At 49.0% G+C, this 14,703-nt stretch carries 18 protein-coding genes; 17 read left to right on the forward strand and 1 reads right to left on the reverse strand.

Annotation, left to right across the window (positions count from 1 at the left end; genetic code table 11):
- The 14 genes from ACNRUY_RS15685 to ACNRUY_RS15750 all read left to right on the forward strand — a co-directional run.
- Positions 1–1,494, forward strand: a 1,494-nt coding sequence (locus ACNRUY_RS15685) for a phage tail sheath C-terminal domain-containing protein (protein ID WP_488112590.1), incomplete at its 5' end; no start/stop codon positions are given.
- Between the two features lie 10 nt (positions 1,495–1,504).
- Positions 1,505–2,020: a phage major tail tube protein gene (locus tag ACNRUY_RS15690; RefSeq protein ID WP_488112591.1), complete on the forward strand. Its 516-nt coding sequence runs from the start codon at positions 1,505–1,507 to the stop codon at positions 2,018–2,020.
- Positions 2,021–2,125: 105 nt separating this feature from the next.
- A complete protein-coding gene (locus tag ACNRUY_RS15695; RefSeq protein WP_488112592.1) occupies positions 2,126–2,380 on the forward strand; it encodes a phage tail assembly protein in 255 nt (84 codons plus the stop codon).
- 20 nt (positions 2,381–2,400) lie between these two features.
- A complete protein-coding gene (locus ACNRUY_RS15700; RefSeq protein ID WP_488112645.1) occupies positions 2,401–2,559 on the forward strand; it encodes a GpE family phage tail protein in 159 nt (52 codons plus the stop codon).
- 42 nt (positions 2,560–2,601) lie between these two features.
- Entirely contained in the window at positions 2,602–4,821 is a 2,220-nt protein-coding gene (locus ACNRUY_RS15705; protein ID WP_488112593.1) for a phage tail tape measure protein, read from the forward strand.
- 36 nt (positions 4,822–4,857) lie between these two features.
- Positions 4,858–5,286, forward strand: coding sequence for a phage tail protein (locus tag ACNRUY_RS15710; protein ID WP_488112594.1), 429 nt, complete (start codon positions 4,858–4,860; stop codon positions 5,284–5,286).
- Positions 5,283–5,486, forward strand: a complete 204-nt coding sequence (locus ACNRUY_RS15715; RefSeq protein ID WP_488112595.1) for a tail protein X — start codon at positions 5,283–5,285, stop codon at positions 5,484–5,486. Before ACNRUY_RS15710 ends, ACNRUY_RS15715 begins: the two co-directional genes overlap by 4 nt.
- A 4-nt stretch (positions 5,487–5,490) precedes the next feature.
- On the forward strand, positions 5,491–6,459 hold the full coding sequence (locus ACNRUY_RS15720) for a contractile injection system protein, VgrG/Pvc8 family (RefSeq protein ID WP_488112596.1): 969 nt from the start codon (positions 5,491–5,493) through the stop codon (positions 6,457–6,459).
- 102 nt (positions 6,460–6,561) lie between these two features.
- Positions 6,562–7,257 (forward strand): LuxR C-terminal-related transcriptional regulator, encoded by a 696-nt coding sequence (locus tag ACNRUY_RS15725; protein WP_488112597.1) that lies wholly within the window; start codon positions 6,562–6,564, stop codon positions 7,255–7,257.
- A gap of 787 nt (positions 7,258–8,044) precedes the next feature.
- The gene (locus ACNRUY_RS15730) at positions 8,045–8,980 is read left to right on the forward strand and encodes a hypothetical protein (protein ID WP_488112598.1); all 936 of its coding nucleotides are present in this window, start codon (positions 8,045–8,047) and stop codon (positions 8,978–8,980) included.
- 577 nt (positions 8,981–9,557) lie between these two features.
- Positions 9,558–9,878: a hypothetical protein gene (locus ACNRUY_RS15735; RefSeq protein WP_488112599.1), complete on the forward strand. Its 321-nt coding sequence runs from the start codon at positions 9,558–9,560 to the stop codon at positions 9,876–9,878.
- A gap of 186 nt (positions 9,879–10,064) precedes the next feature.
- Positions 10,065–11,186 carry a hypothetical protein gene (locus tag ACNRUY_RS15740; protein WP_488112600.1) on the forward strand — a complete coding sequence of 374 codons (1,122 nt, stop codon included), beginning with the start codon at positions 10,065–10,067 and terminating at the stop codon, positions 11,184–11,186.
- Between the two features lie 75 nt (positions 11,187–11,261).
- The gene (locus ACNRUY_RS15745) at positions 11,262–11,678 is read left to right on the forward strand and encodes a hypothetical protein (RefSeq protein ID WP_488112601.1); all 417 of its coding nucleotides are present in this window, start codon (positions 11,262–11,264) and stop codon (positions 11,676–11,678) included.
- 84 nt (positions 11,679–11,762) lie between these two features.
- Positions 11,763–12,050, forward strand: a complete 288-nt coding sequence (locus ACNRUY_RS15750) for a hypothetical protein (RefSeq protein WP_488112602.1) — start codon at positions 11,763–11,765, stop codon at positions 12,048–12,050.
- Between the two features lie 64 nt (positions 12,051–12,114).
- Here the strand turns inward: ACNRUY_RS15750 and ACNRUY_RS15755 are convergent, their stop codons facing one another.
- Positions 12,115–13,011, reverse strand: a complete 897-nt coding sequence (locus tag ACNRUY_RS15755; protein ID WP_488112603.1) for a hypothetical protein — start codon at positions 13,009–13,011, stop codon at positions 12,115–12,117.
- 255 nt (positions 13,012–13,266) lie between these two features.
- Here ACNRUY_RS15755 and ACNRUY_RS15760 point away from each other — a divergent pair, with 255 nt between their 5' ends.
- The 3 genes from ACNRUY_RS15760 (at position 13,267) to ACNRUY_RS15770 (ending at position 14,699) form a co-directional block, all read left to right on the forward strand.
- Positions 13,267–13,554 carry a restriction endonuclease subunit S domain-containing protein gene (locus ACNRUY_RS15760; protein ID WP_488112604.1) on the forward strand — a complete coding sequence of 96 codons (288 nt, stop codon included), beginning with the start codon at positions 13,267–13,269 and terminating at the stop codon, positions 13,552–13,554.
- A gap of 50 nt (positions 13,555–13,604) precedes the next feature.
- A complete protein-coding gene (locus ACNRUY_RS15765; RefSeq protein ID WP_488112605.1) occupies positions 13,605–14,015 on the forward strand; it encodes a hypothetical protein in 411 nt (136 codons plus the stop codon).
- A gap of 132 nt (positions 14,016–14,147) precedes the next feature.
- Entirely contained in the window at positions 14,148–14,699 is a 552-nt protein-coding gene (locus tag ACNRUY_RS15770) for a recombinase family protein (protein WP_488112646.1), read from the forward strand.
- Positions 14,700–14,703 lie beyond the last annotated feature (4 nt).

The following is a 14,703-nucleotide window of genomic DNA, read 5'->3' on the forward strand; positions in this document are numbered from 1 at the left end:
GGAGCCCCCATGCCGGGAGATTATCTTCATGGTGTCGAACAGTATTTTCTGAAAAACGACAACCGACCCATTGAAATATTGGCAGCGTCTACCATTGGCCTGGTAGCAACCGCTGAAAATTCACAACAAGCCATTAAGGCCAGCCTCACTCTGGGGAGTGGCAAAAATGCAATCACAGTCACGGCTGTAGAGGCTGGTATTGCCGGAAATATTATAGCTGTAGAGGTGGTTAAGCCTGATGCTGTGAGTGAGGATCTGTCGGTATCAATGGCTGGCGATATTATCACGGTATCGCTGGCCACCGATGATAAAGGTGGGACTACTTCTACAGCCAGCGAGGTAGCAACAGCGATCAATGACGACGAAGCGGTTAGCGCCAGGGTACTGGGATCTGCTGGCGGTGATGGCTCTGGTGTAGTGGGGCTGGCCTATCTGACCTATCTGTCTGGAGGTGAAAACGAAGCTTTCCCCCTGAACACTCCTGTGATGGTGACTTCCCGGACTCAGATCGGTAAGGCGGGTGAATCCGGAACCCTGAAGCAGGCCCTTGATGATATCTACAAACAGTCCGGTGCAGTGACTTTGGTTGTGCGTGTAGCTGAAGGCAAGGATGAAGCGGAAACGAAGGCTAACGTGATCGGGACATATGATCCTGAAACCGGCAAGGGAACCGGTTTACAGGCGTTGCTGGGGGCTGAAGCGGCTTTGGGGGTTGTTCCTCGCTTGCTGATAGCACCCAGTTTTTCTCATCTACCCAGTGTGGGTGAAGCGATGGAAACTGTGGCGCGTGATCTGAATGCGATCCCGATCATTGATACGGATAATGCGTGGTCATTCACTCAGATCGTGAGCCGAGCCAGGCAGCTGTCTGAATGTGCTCTGGTGCATGGTGGTATTAAGTATTTTGATACCGCGAAAAAGGCGTATTTGCTGCGTCATGCCAGTGCCTGTGTAGCCGGTCATATTGTCCGGGTGGATAATGACGAAGGTTACTGGAACAGTGCCAGTAACCGGAAAATCTATGATATCGAAGGTACAGCGGTTCCGGTGGAATATGTTTCCAAGGGACCGTATGCCAAGACCTGCCTGGCTAACCAGCTGAACGCTAACAATGTGATGACCATCGTCAACAAGCAAGGCGGCTGGTATCTCTGGGGTAACCGTCTGACTAATGGTGTGATGATGCCCCATCAGCGTATCCGCTATATCGTCGGTGATTCTATTGTGGAAGCTCATCAGAGCTATGTGGATAGTATTGCCACCGGTAACTACATGGAGTCGGTCAAGAACGGGGTTAACCGGCTGCTGCGTCGGTTGAGAACCCGAAAAGTGATCAGCGGTGGTGAATGCTGGATTGATCAGGAGTTGAATCAGGATGCAATCGGAACCGGTCAGGTGTTCTGGGATTATGACCTGGGCTTCTATGACGTAGCTGAGCGCCTGACCTTCCGTCAGCACGTTACAGACCGTTATAACGAATCCATTTTCAGTTAAGGGGAGAGCTATGTCAGCAAGAATACCCAGTGTCCTGGTGGATTTTAATTCATTCTTTCGGGATGACTCTTATGCGGGTTTGTGCAATGAGGTGACTTTGCCTCCCGTTGCCGTGAAAACCATTGACCAGTCTCTGGCGGGTGTGGGTGGTGATATCGAGCGCAGCCTTGGCAAGCTGGAGAAAATGGAATCCACTGTCACCATTAGCGATTACCCTCCCAAGGTTATGGAGTTGGTTGGTGATCGTGATAGTCGGGATGAGGTCATCACGCTTCGTGGCCATCTTGATACTGATTCGGGTGAAAAGACCTGCATTGTCCGAATGCAGGGACTTTGGAAATCTATGGATTTTGGCGATGGTTGGAAGCCCGAGGCGGAAGTCGCTACTAAATTCGCCATTTCGATAGAAATGTTTGAATTGGAGTTAGATGGTAAGCAGGTTCTGTTTATCGACAAGTTCAATAATGATTGGATCGTTAACGGCAAGAACCGCAATCAAAAACTGAAAGCTTCACTGGCCCAGTAAAGTTCAGGCCTGAACAGCCAAGCAAACCGAAACACCTGATGGTGTTTTTTTGTGCCTGTATAAAAGCGTGACAAGTCACGCTTTTATTATTTCTGAGTACCAAATATGACAACCAAGACAGCTATCATCAAGAACCCTATCAAGCGTGGAGACAAGGAAATCACTGAAGTGGTTCTTCGTCAGCCTAATGCGGGTGAGCTTCGCGGGCTGGATACCTTTGATATTCTGCGGATGAATATCAATGCTCACAGAACCCTGATTCCCCGTATCTCTCAGGTTACCGTCAATGAATTTGACAAGATGACCCCTAAAGATCTGACCAGCCTTCAGCAAGAGGTGGTCAGTTTTTTCACGGAATAAAGTCGGTTCCTCATGATGTGATGGAGGTGGAAGCGGATATCTTCATCATATTCACCGGCTGGAACCTTGATAACACAGGGAAGATGAGTATTCCTGAGCTGATGCGTTGGCACGCCATTGCTCTAAAGCGGCATGAGAAGGCACAGCAACAAGCTAATAATCCAAACGGGACCGGGTAACTCTCACAGTTAACCCGGTCTTTTTTTGTTTCAGGGTCAGACATGGCAAAAGAAGATTCAATGCGCCTGAACCTGATTATGGGGCTGGTGGATAAAATCACCGAACCGGTCAGGAAAGTCACGGATCAGACCAGCAAAATGTCTGATCAGATCAAGAAAACCCAAACCGAACTCAAGCAACTGGGACAGTCTGAAAAGGATGTTCAGCATCTGAAAAAGCTGACCAGTGCAACCAGCCAGACCGGTCAGGAACTGGAAAGGGCGCGCCTGAAAGCCCAGATGATGACCCGGGAAATGTCCGGGTTGGAGAATCCGACCAAAAAGCAGACCAAAGCCTTTAATGATCAGTGGGCAGCGGTGGCCCGTCTGGAAGAAAAGCAAAAGGACGAACAGAAACAGATAGCAGAGCTGACAACGCGGCTGAAGAAGGCTGGTGTCTCTACCAAAAATCTGAACGATGCTACCTACCAGATACAGCAGCAGACCAAACGCTACAACGACCAGCTGAGCAAACAACAGAAAGCGCTGGATGCGGTGGTTGACCGTGAAAATAAACTTCAGAAGTTGCGTGACCGCAACAAGCAGATGAAATCTGAAGTCACTGGCCAGCTGGCGGGAGCTGCGGCAGCGGCGACCACTGTGGCTGCTCCGGTGATGGTGGCGGCAAACTTTGAACAATCAATGGCGGATCTGGGCGCTATATCCAAAATCACTAAAACGTCTGATGAGTTTAAAGCCCTGGAAGGACAGGCCAAGAAGTTGGGGGCGACCACTCAGTACAGTGCCAGTGAATCTGCCCAGGCTATGCAGTATCTGGCCATGGCAGGATTTAAGGCTAATGAAATCTTGTCAGCCTCTGGTGATGTCCTGAACCTTGCCGCTGCGGGCAATGTTGGCTTGGCTGAAGCAGCGGATATTGCCTCTAATATTCTGTCCGGTTTTAACCTGGAAGCCAGCAAGCAGGCCCGGGTTAATGATGTGCTGGCCAATACCTTCAATTCGTCGAATACCAATCTTCAGATGTTGGGCGAGACCATGAAGTACGTGGCTCCGGTGGCGGCTTCAGTGGGGGCATCCATTGAAGAAGTGGCAGGTATGACCGGACTGCTGGGGGACGTGGGTATTCAGGGCAGTCAGGCCGGTACTGCCCTTCGGGCTACGTTCCTGAGCCTGGCGTCACCCACCAAAGAGGCGGCCAGTCTGCTGGAAGAGTTGGGTGTTGTCACAAAGGATGCTGACGGAAATCTCCGCTCGATGCCTGAGCTGTTTAAGGAGATGGGGGAGTCACTGGACGGTCTTGGTACCGGTGATAAAGCCAGCTATCTGACAAAGATATTTGGTAAAGAGGCAGTGTCAGCCGTTACCGAGTTGATGAATCAGGCTAGCTCTGGCGGTCTGGATGATTATATCAAGAGCCTGGATCAGTCCGGCACTGCGGCCAGGACTGCTGCGGCCAGAATGGACACCACTAAAGGCTCTATCAAAAAAATGACTTCAGCCGGTGAAAGTCTGGCTATTTCGCTGGGGGTTGTGCTCCTACCTGCAGTGGCTGCGGCAGCTGATATTATGGCGACTATGGCGGGTTGGTTGGGCAGTCTGGTGGAACAGTTCCCCATGGTAACTACTGCCGTTGTGGGATTGGTGGCAGCAATAGCTGTTTTGAAGGTTGGTTTGCTGGCGGGCAAGCTGGCAATGATTCTGTATTCGGATGCTGTGCTTTTCTGCACCAAAGCATCCAATGCGCTAACTCTTTCCAATATTCGCAACAATGCAGTTATGGCCATAACCCGTGTTCGGGCTGTTGCAGCAGTAGCGGGCATTGTCGCCCTGACTGCGGCACAGAAGGCAATGGCGGCAGGCTCTACAGTTCTGACCGGTATCCAGTGGGCTTTAAATGCGGCAATGATGGCTAACCCTATCGGTTTGGTAGTGGCTGGTGTTCTGGCGTTGATAGCGGCTGTTGCTGCCCTGGTGAAGTACTGGGACAAAGTGAAGGGGGTCTTTTCCTCAATTGGTGATTTTCTGGGATTTGGTGGTGCCGGTGACCAGAATGTCAGTGTGACCAAACAGGTTCAAAATGTTGGTGGTGGCGTACCTGCTGCGGGTGGTTCTCAGCAAGTCAACGATAACCGGAGTTATGCAATAGAGGTTCAGGCATCCCCTGGGATGAATGCTGAAGAGGTTGGCGACATGGTTGTACGGAAGATGGATGAGCGTGACCGCGACCATGCCAGGAAGGCCAGAGGCAGGACTTACGAATAAATATTTAAAGAATTAACGAAATAAAGAAGGTTGGTTATGGCTGAGGTTATGATGGCTCTGGGTGAATTCAAGTTTGGTATTGATACTGTTCAATACGACAGCTTGAAAGAATCCCATGCATGGCGATGGGCCAAGAAGGACCGCTGGGGCAGGAAGCCGGGTCGGCAGTTTCATGGCCCTGACGCAACAACCAAAACCCTGCCTATTTCGGTCTATCCCCAGAACCGGGCAGAGCTTGGTTATCTGGACGCTATCAAAGTTATGGGTGACAAAGGTGAGTCTTTGCCTTTAGTAAGTGGCGGTTCTCAGTACAAGGATGGCCAGCTGGTAAATTCGGGCTCGTATCTTGGGTTATGGGTGATAGAGGCTCTGAACGTGGTGAAAACAGAGTTCATGGCGGATGGAACCCCCCTGGAGCTGAAAGGCACTTTGACTATCTCTGAATATGGAGAGGATCGACCGTGAAATATCGAACCAGAACCGGCGATATGCTTGATGCAATCTGTTTTGAGTACTACAAGGGAAGGCCAAAGGCGGTAGAAGAGGTTTTGAACGCTAACCCGGGCCTTGCTGGAAAAGGCCCGGTTCTTCCTGAAGGGTTGGTGATTGAACTGCCGGATCTGCCAGCATCTGAAGCCAAGTCAGAGATTAGTTTGTGGGATTAGCGGGATGGAAAGAGCTGATTTTAAAATACTGGCAAATGGCGATGATATTACCCGGGTAGTCCGGGACCGTTTTGTCAGTATGTCTATTCGTGATGCAGCGGGATTCAACTCTGATTCTGTGTCCATTACCCTGGATAACCGAGACGGGAAAATCCAGTTTCCTGCTACCGGGGCTGAGCTGGATATTTTTATTGGCTATGTGAATAAACTGGTGTTTAAGGGGACCTACCAGGTGACAGAGCTGGAAGAGCCTTTAGACGATGATATTCTGATGATTCATGCTACAGCTGCCAAGATGAAAAGCAGCCTGAAGGCTCCTCGGGATGCTGTCTATGATGACATTAGCCTGGGGGAGCTGGTGGAGCGTATCGCTCAGGATAATGGTTACCGTGCAGCGGTATCTGATGAACTGGCTAGCATCCACTATGAACACATAGACCAGATGGGCGAGTCAGATATGAACCTGCTGACCCGTCTGGCTAGAGAGCGGAAAGCTTTCTTTAAGCCGGTAGCTGATCGGCTGGTGATTGTGCCCAAAGCAGAATCCAGAACGGTTACTGGGAAGAATATCCCCCCGGTAACCTTGTCTGATCGTGAAAACAGTACGGGGCGTGTGGTGATTCAGGAGCGGAATGATTTTGAATCTGTGGTGGCGTACTGGTTTTCAGAAGAACAGCAGGAAAAAATACCTGAAACTGCGGGGAGTGGTGAGCCCCAGTTTGTTATCCGGCGTAAGTTCAAAGATGCAGAGAGCGCATTGAAAGCTGCTGAAGCCAAGCTGGGAGAACTCCAGCGAGGACAGAAAACCCTTGAGATCACCAGGCCCTTAGACCCCTCCATTGTTCCGGAAGCCCCCCTGATCCTGCAGAACCATAAGGACAGCGCTAACGGTGAATGGCTGGTGGAACAGGTTGAGCATTCCTATCAAAAAAATACTGTGCCATTGACTACCGCCTCAGCGGTCACGCCGTAACTCTCCCTCCCTTTAAACGCATGGGTAGTAGCCTTATTACCCATCTTCTTCCTTCCTTCCTTCCTTCCTTCCTTCCCATTGCCGCCTTGTCTACCCTGCCAAATGGCAAACACCAAGAATTGTAATGTACTAGTGCTCAAAAAGTTATCTGATGAGGTTATCCAGGAATCAGTAGCTCGTGGGTGGGATTTTCTTTGTTTTGCGGCCTTACCCGACTGTTTGGTTGGTAAGCCGTGTTTGGCAAGAAATAGGTTCCTGAAACCTTATATGGTTGGCAGCAGACCGTTGGATTTTTTGGGTCTGAAAAAGCCTGACGGGGTATGTAGCGCCATTGGGAAACAGGGTCAGCTGTCCATTCTCCATGAAGAGCAAGCGGCTCTGACATGCATTCAGTCAGCTGGATATAGTTGTGGTTATGTGATGACAAGTGCGTCAGATAAGCACTGGTTTACGCTGGTTATGGTCCTGCAAAGATCACATAAGCTGTTGGCCAGTGATGATTTATTCTGGTTACAGTCGATCAGTTGGCGTTTTATGCAGCACCGATACCAGATCAATCCATACCGAAGGGGGTTATTGCCGCCCAAGAGAAGGCAGGTTTTGCAAGCTCTTATTGATGGGGGGACTTACAAGATGATAGCCCGGCGTCTGAATATATCAGAGCGAGCGGTAAAGGCTTCTGTAGAGAAAATCCGGCTGGACTTTGAAGGAGGGGAAGAGCTGTCAGGCCAGAGCAAAGAAGAGGCGGTTAGTGTACGTCATGCCCTTTGCCTGGCGGCAAAATATGGTTTGATTTAGCGTATAGGTGCTCCTACTGATGTCGGTTTGGACACTGCCAATTGTGTTTTTCTTGCGTAAAAATCAGTTGTAGAACGTCTGGTGTCGGGAGCTGGCAAGCTACCAAGCAGCTCCGATGTATTCCCTCCTGAGAGGTGTTTTATTTCATTGGACTCCCGACCTTAAGGTCCTGGAATCCGACGGTGTACCCGCCTTGGAGTGTTGCCAACACGCGGAGGTAGGACGGGGGAATTGTGCCAGACAGAGGTAATGAGTCAAGAAATACCAGTAGGGGGAGAATGATGAGAGAAGCTGTTAGCCTGGTTTCCAGGCAGGAGTTTTCGGGAGAATTCCCGAACAAAAAAACGGCAGATGACGCTAGGTTGTTATTAACTGATGCGAAACATGATAGGCTTGAACGTTTACAGTCGTTTGTAGTTTGGCTGTGTAAAACGACAGACTCTGATCCTGATGTTGACCCCGGGCTCCTGGAGGTCTTTAATCATATACGGCAGGATCTGGATTTTGTGATAAGTTAGCGGTGGAAAACCAATCACTTAACGTGATAGTATCAAATTCCAGTCGCGACCCTATGCCGACAATATTTGGTTAGTGAGCGCCCTGAGACGGGCAAGAGAGCATTTATAGAACAGGCTGACCCATAAAAGACAAAACCCGCTGTTGGAGCAGCGGGTTTTGAGGAAGCTAAAGCACATGTCTCACCAGCACATTAGCTATAAACATTTAATAGCTAGTGTAGTGCCTGCTTTCGCCTATGGCAAGTCGAAACACAGGAAAACTAGCTATCGTGATAGCTCCAGAACACCCCTTACCTGACGGAAACACAGGTGAGCCCCCAAATCCCATCATGTGGGGAAAGGTTCAGTATTCCTTCCCAGGTGAATTTCTTGGCAGTGGAAACCGGTGTGGCCATGACCCTGAAAACCCTTCTTTTGTCGGGTTTGAACTGCCATTCAAAAAGACACCTCCTCCCGTACTTCTGCGGTCAGCTAAGCGTCTTACCCGGTATTATTATGACCCGAACATCATTAAACCCCTGCGGATGATTGCAGCGGAAGCTTACCGGGCTGTTCACGGCTTCCTGAAGAAATGTGCAAACGGTGAAGTCCGGATGAACCGTAGTGAGGCCAGAGAAGCTGAAATCAATGTTGGGTTGCACTTGCTGGCCAATGTGGATCTTGTCACGCTCAGGGTCGGATACTCTAAATTCTCAAACAATGAGTTCATTCCGTTTGACCGCCAGGCGATTGTAAAAGGTACTGGCATGAGTGAAGGCCGGGTCAATGAAACACTCAAGCGGTATGAAAAATGCGGCCTGATCACCATCACAGAAACAAAAGTGAAGAATGCTGATGGTGAGTTCAGAAGCGCCAGGGCTACCATTTGCATTAAGCGATCCCTATTCCATATTCTGGGAATCAGCAAGTTGGCACTGGAAAAGGCACGTAAGCGCGCAGACAAAGAGTATGAGCGCAAAAAGGCTGAGTGGAAGAAGAAGAATCCCCACTGGCAGTCTCTGGGCACAATGATGACCTATGTTGACCGACTGCGGATGTCTGGAAAGAAAAAGACCGGCGTAAAGCAGGTTAGAGCTGCATCAAGCAGCAAGTCAGCTGATCAGGACATCATGGTTCAACGGCTGAAATATGCTCAGGAGCTGGTGGAAAAGGGGATGAGCGTAGCGGATGCCCGCTATCAGGCTGAACTTAAATTCAAAACATAACCGTAACGACTAGCTAAACATTTCTGAAACACAGCAAGACTGTGGTTTTTCCGTGCCTGGATTTCCCAAAATGCACGGGTACCTTCCTGACAACCCTTCTTTCCTTCCTCAGAACCCTGAATTTATCAGTTAAACTCACCTCAAAAGCGCCGCTCCTGGCAATAAGGCCAGGATTTCACTGAAAAATCGCGTTCTGATTGAAAATTAAGTCCACCCATAAGATCCCTTAAGTCCTGATTCTATAATTCAGCTCCCAAGGGAGGTGTATAGTACTGTTTTCGCTCCGCTCTACAGCAATAATGCTGTCGACAAGTCGACATTCGCTCCGCTCAACTCTTTATTGCGCCTGTGCCCACCAAAAAGACCCCTTGAACTCTCCACATCCATTCCCTATCCAACATCTTTATGTTTATCAGTGGGCGCAGTCAGGATTTATGCCAACAACTGGGTCATACGCGCAGAACCATAAGAGCCTGTATCCACTCCGCAAAGGTTAATCAGGGGGCTCTGCCCCCTCCCTCGCTTCGCTCGCCCCCCGTTCTATCCAGTCTCAGCTTTCAGTGTATAATCCGGCTCTATGGCAAGCATTAATACTGAAAGCCCGTTACAGGCAACCACTGAAGCTCTGGACGCTATTCAATGCCCAACCTGTAAAGGTTCCGGCAAGCTGTCCGGGTTGTTCTATCGCAATATAGAGTGTGACCATTGCGATGCAGTGGGATATGTCCAGGTGATGACAGATCAGTGGCTGGATAGCTATTCAGTGGTGCGGATCGGCAAAGCCCGAAAATGTGAAGAGGATATCAAAAGAAAAAACGCACACCTGGCAGCCCAAAGTAGAGCCTGCTCAGGCACTCCAGACACCTGGGAACTGAAAAATAACGTAAGACTGGACTGACCTCGACCTGTTGGCCAGCCGCCTCCTTTTACTCCAAAAGAGCCCGAACCGCCTTTATGGCGGTTTTTTTGTGCTTGCATGGCCTCTGACGAACCTCAAGAAAATATTCAATCACCTATTAATTAATTAATAAATTAGTGTATAATAAACTTATTAATTAATTTATTGCTTGTTGGAGGGGAAGATATGTCAGATAAGAGTGCTAAAGCAGCTGTGGGTCGTCCGGGTATTGATGAGCAGGTGTACATACGTCAGATACAGACGTGGCTGGATACCGGGATGCGTATCGACGATATCACTGCGACCAGTCTGCAGAGGGCTGTTGGTGGGCAGTACAAAAAGGCGTCGAGTGTTCTGGATAAGTTCAAGGAGGGTTATAACACTAAGGAGATGATAGACCTGCCGCCAGTTCCGGAAGACCTGCCTAATAAGGTGAATAGCGTCATCCTGGATGTATGGCGCGACCTTTGGAATGCCAAAGCCAAGGCGGTCGAAGAAGCCACTATGGTATTTGAGGCCGAAAAAATAAGGCTGAATGCATTGCTGGAAGAACGGTTAGAGCGCATCGACGAACTAGAGACGCTGCTAGAGAATGGTAGGCATGAACAGGTAGAGCTGTCTGCTGAGTTGGTAAAAGCGAGAGAAGCCGAAAAGAGCATGTCTGAGCATTACCACAGGTCGCAAATGGAGCTGGCCCAGCGTCGGGAAGAGGTTAAGCAATTGACATTCAGGTTGGATGAAAAATGTGTTGACCTGGAAGCCAAGATCCAGGAAACCGATTCTGTTCGAAGGGATCTGGATGATGAACGCAAGAAGAGTGCTGAATTGGCTGTCCAGGTTCGAGACATAAAAGCTGATTTAACAACCTCTATTGCTGAAAACAAGCGGCTTTCTGCGGATAAAAAATCACTGGAAACGGATATTTCACAGTCTAAAAAGGACCTGGCGAGTGTTAATAGCCAGCTTGATGATGTCGTGGAGAAGTTCCAGGAAAGCAAGCTGGCTGTTTCTGTCATGGAGACTCGCTGCGAGGATTTACAGGACCTGTTAAAGGAGAAAAAGGAGGAAGTATCAGCTCTAAACGAACAGGTGGTTAGTTTGAAGGTTATTGTCGACCGTAAAGAGACCGAAGTTTCTGATTTAACCAATGCTCTTGACGCTGCCCTGGAAGATGTTGAAGCAGACTCTGTTGTGTACAGTCAAAAGTGCCCTGACTGCAGGACTGAGATAGTTGGGTACAGCAAAGCACAATATCTGCAAATGAAGAAAGACCATGCTGGCCAGTGCAAAAGTAAGAAGAAAAAATAGTCTTGTGTTGCGCCCTGCCCTTGCAGGGCTCCGCTTTTGCTGGTGGACTATGCCTGTTGTTAAGGAGTTAGCGTTATGGCAAATACCAATCAAGACAAAAGCGGTTATGTGGTCCTAGCAGTGCTCGTTGCTGTGGTCTTTGGTGCCTGGCATCTATTTGTTGATGATCAGGTGAGCGAAATGGAGATGGCCTATACATTAACGGGCTACCCGGGAGCGGACTGCAAAAAAGCAAAAAATGATAATGGGGTTTGGATGGGATGCAGGCTGAGTAAGAAGAGTGAACTTTATGCAGTCTGGAAGCGCATTGATGTTGAGAATGGCTATGGATGGGCTTCTATTAATGGACTGGCCCATCGAGATCTGTCCATGATTCTTGGCAAGACTGATAGCAACAGCCAGGCTATCCCTATCCTGGTGAGCGGCAGTGGCGTTAACTTTGGTGGTGTCGGGTCGGCCATCAGGCTTTTCAACGGGCAAATATTTGAATAAATAAAGAAATAAAGAAATAAAGAATTCTTGCCTTTGGTTGTGCCCTAGGTTATAGTTGAGGCGTAGGAAGGGGGGGTAAGAATTATGTGTGAATCACTTAACATTGCAGAACTTGTAAGAAAGTGTCAGAAAGAAGGCTGGGCAGAACTACCAATGGACATTACTGGTGGGGAGAGCATTTGGCTAGAAACCTTTGAGTCTGCGCTTGATAGGCTTATAGCTAGAAAAGATGAAATGTCTAAAAAGGCGTTCGCCGACGAAAAGCTCAAACTTGAATCCGGGCAGTACCATGTGTTCTCTGAGTTCAAAGACGCAGTGGCTTGTGCTTCTGAGCATGATATAGAGTCAGCAATAAAAGGTCTTGTTTCTTAAAACCGTTCCCTGGCGGTGTCGCCAGGGCATCAAATTATCGTAGCCTCTTCCTATTTGTGACCTGTCACGCAGGCACCAGAACCCCTCTCGGGCCTTCCAGGCATACACCGGTTTCAATCAACTTCTTACGGATCTGCTTTACCTTATCCCCTGCCCCAACATTCATAAACTCTCGAATATTGTCATAGGTAGGTTTGATTTCTTTTGCCCGGATCGCTGCAACTAATACCGGGAATTTATCGTTTGTGTTGCTGGTGGGTTCTTCCTGAACAGCATCAATAATAGAGGTAGTGGCAGTTTGGGTTGGGCTCCCCGCCCTACCCTTGGCTCCTCTCAGTTGTTCAGTAGTGTTGGCTACTGTAAATAGTAGACATAACCCTTCCAGTAATAGCGCAACCAGAAAGGCGGCAATCCGGCGTACAGTCTCTGGGTTGTTGTTGGTCTCTGAGCTGATGGCAAAAACAATGGCATCGAGGGCTGTAAGTTCTGGCGCTGGAGTTGTTTCCAGTTCGGACAATAGTAGGGTTTTCTGTTGGTGGAGCCGGTCAAGGCTGGCGCGGGCTGGTGCTACTCCGGCTGTTTGGGCATTAACATCAGCGGCTCTGGACATTGCCTGTCGTTCCAGGTTGATTTGCTGATTAATGTCAGTAATACGGGTTTCCAGAATTTGGCGTGATTCTGTGGGTTGGTTCTCAGTGGCCAGCAGAGCCCCTGCACTACCGGCAAGACTGACCATTATCAGAATAAAAGTAACTATTCCGAAGGTGCAGGCGGTCAATTTGTTGCCTTGCTGAGTAGTGCCGACTATCGCCCTGTACTTCCCCAGTTCTGCTGCCAGTCCGATAAACAGGAAGATAAAGGCAGTAGTGCCGGTACTCATGGATAGGAACAGTTTTGCGGTGAGATAGAAGGAGGCAATAGCGGCCAGTGCCAGGCCTGCTTTGTTGATGTAGTGGTTCATGATCTTATTCCAATGGTCGCTGGAACGTCGTCACTACTACTGAGAGTAGGGAGACGAGTAGTGTTGTTATAGTACAGGACAGAAAGCCAGAAATAAATAAAACGGGAATTAGTGAAAAAAAGAAAGCCAGAAATAAAGAATTAAAGAAAGTGTTGATTTGTAGGCGCAATGCGCCTATTATATGCCTGTCGGTGGCACACAGAAAGCCACTTGAACTCCAAGGGGGCTAGTTGCTGCCACTGGTGGAGAACAAGTTTGAAACTTTCCGATGTGGCAACCATTAAGACACATTTTCCTGAAGCTGATTTTTGGATTGTGCGTCGAGGCTCTTTAAAAAGGTGTGGTGAGGCGGTTCGGGAGTACAACCCTGAGCACATCGGCATCAAGGTAACCAGGACAGATATTCTGCTTCCTGATTACCTTTATTACTGCATGATGCACCTTCACAGCTCTAAGCGCTGGGAGGTACTCGCCACCGGGACATTGAGTCTGGTTAATATCCGGGTTTCAGACGTTCGAAACATCGAGCTGTCACCGCGATAAAGGAGGGGGCGAAAGCCCCTGACTTATTCGACAGGCAGAGGATAGATACAGTGAAAATAGAACTTCCAGGCATTGCGAAACAGCAGAAAGTTATTTTTGAGGAAAGCACTAAGGCGGCGATCCGGCAGCTGAAAGAGAATCTGAAGGCTCCAGTGTTTCCACCACAGACCGAAGTTGATGAAGGTGCATACGACAACAGACACTTGTTGCGAGAGTCAGAAGGATGGAAAGCGCCTCACCCTGACCTGGTTGGCGCATATTTCCGGCACTTCCAGGAGTATTTTAAGGATTTCAGTACTGATAAAAAGCTGGCTGAGTTGCTGGGCCTGTCCAGTGACAGGCGGATAAGGGAGTTCAAGCAGGGAACCAGGAAGGTTCCGTATGGGGTCTGGCGAAAGTTCCTGGTGGTAACTGGCAGGGCTCCACAGGAGGTTTTACCGGTTCTGGGGTTTATGTCGTAAGCTATCAGATTCAGTGTCCCGAAAACGGTCAAAAAAGGACAGTTAAATATAGGGCTGGTGGACTGGCTAAAATATCGGGTATTCTGTCTTTTTTCTCTGTCCCGTTATCTATGTATCTAAAAGGAGTTCGTTATCAGGTTTGGGTATGCAAGGGTCAGTACATCTGACCAGGATCTTGAATTACAGTTACAGGCTTTGAATAAGGCTGGTTGTGATCAGGTTCTGGCTGAAAAGGTTAGTGGTCGTGCTGCATCAAGGCCAGAGCTGGACCGGTTGCTTGATAAGCTGCGCCCTGGTGACAGTGTGGTGGTCTGGCGTCTGGATCGGCTTGGTCGATCAACAAAACACTTGCTTGAGCTGGTGGATTATTTTACTGGCCATCAGGTCGAGCTGGTCAGCATCCATGAAAATATTGATACCACTACTGCCACAGGAAAACTGATGTTGCAGTTTTTCGCTATGTTGGCAGAGTTTGAACGCAATCTGATATCGGAACGAACTAAGGCAGGGCTGGCAGCTGCCAGGGCCAGAGGAAAAAAAGGGGGGAGAAAACCGGCTTTGAATGAAAAGCAGGTTCGTTTAGCTCGTTCGATGCTGGCCGATCCTGCGGTCAATGTAACTGAAGTGGCTCAGCATTTTAATATCTCCCGGTCTGCCTTGTATCGTAATTTGGAACGGGTATGACATC

The organism is Endozoicomonas sp. Z74 (assembly GCF_057680865.1).

What these genes read in the sequence shown, in the direction of transcription:
- ACNRUY_RS15735 (WP_488112599.1), top strand. Translation starts at nt 9,558, where the DNA reads ATGGCAAGCATTAATACTGAAAGCCCGTTACAGGCAACCACTGAAGCT.
- ACNRUY_RS15740 (WP_488112600.1), top strand. Translation starts at nt 10,065, where the DNA reads ATGTCAGATAAGAGTGCTAAAGCAGCTGTGGGTCGTCCGGGTATTGAT.
- ACNRUY_RS15755 (WP_488112603.1), bottom strand. Translation starts at nt 13,011, where the DNA reads ATGAACCACTACATCAACAAAGCAGGCCTGGCACTGGCCGCTATTGCC.
- ACNRUY_RS15720 (WP_488112596.1), top strand. Translation starts at nt 5,491, where the DNA reads ATGGAAAGAGCTGATTTTAAAATACTGGCAAATGGCGATGATATTACC.
- ACNRUY_RS15725 (WP_488112597.1), top strand. Translation starts at nt 6,562, where the DNA reads ATGGCAAACACCAAGAATTGTAATGTACTAGTGCTCAAAAAGTTATCT.
- ACNRUY_RS15705 (WP_488112593.1), top strand. Translation starts at nt 2,602, where the DNA reads ATGGCAAAAGAAGATTCAATGCGCCTGAACCTGATTATGGGGCTGGTG.
- ACNRUY_RS15710 (WP_488112594.1), top strand. Translation starts at nt 4,858, where the DNA reads ATGGCTGAGGTTATGATGGCTCTGGGTGAATTCAAGTTTGGTATTGAT.
- ACNRUY_RS15750 (WP_488112602.1), top strand. Translation starts at nt 11,763, where the DNA reads ATGTGTGAATCACTTAACATTGCAGAACTTGTAAGAAAGTGTCAGAAA.
- ACNRUY_RS15695 (WP_488112592.1), top strand. Translation starts at nt 2,126, where the DNA reads ATGACAACCAAGACAGCTATCATCAAGAACCCTATCAAGCGTGGAGAC.
- ACNRUY_RS15700 (WP_488112645.1), top strand. Translation starts at nt 2,401, where the DNA reads ATGGAGGTGGAAGCGGATATCTTCATCATATTCACCGGCTGGAACCTT.
- ACNRUY_RS15745 (WP_488112601.1), top strand. Translation starts at nt 11,262, where the DNA reads ATGGCAAATACCAATCAAGACAAAAGCGGTTATGTGGTCCTAGCAGTG.
- ACNRUY_RS15690 (WP_488112591.1), top strand. Translation starts at nt 1,505, where the DNA reads ATGTCAGCAAGAATACCCAGTGTCCTGGTGGATTTTAATTCATTCTTT.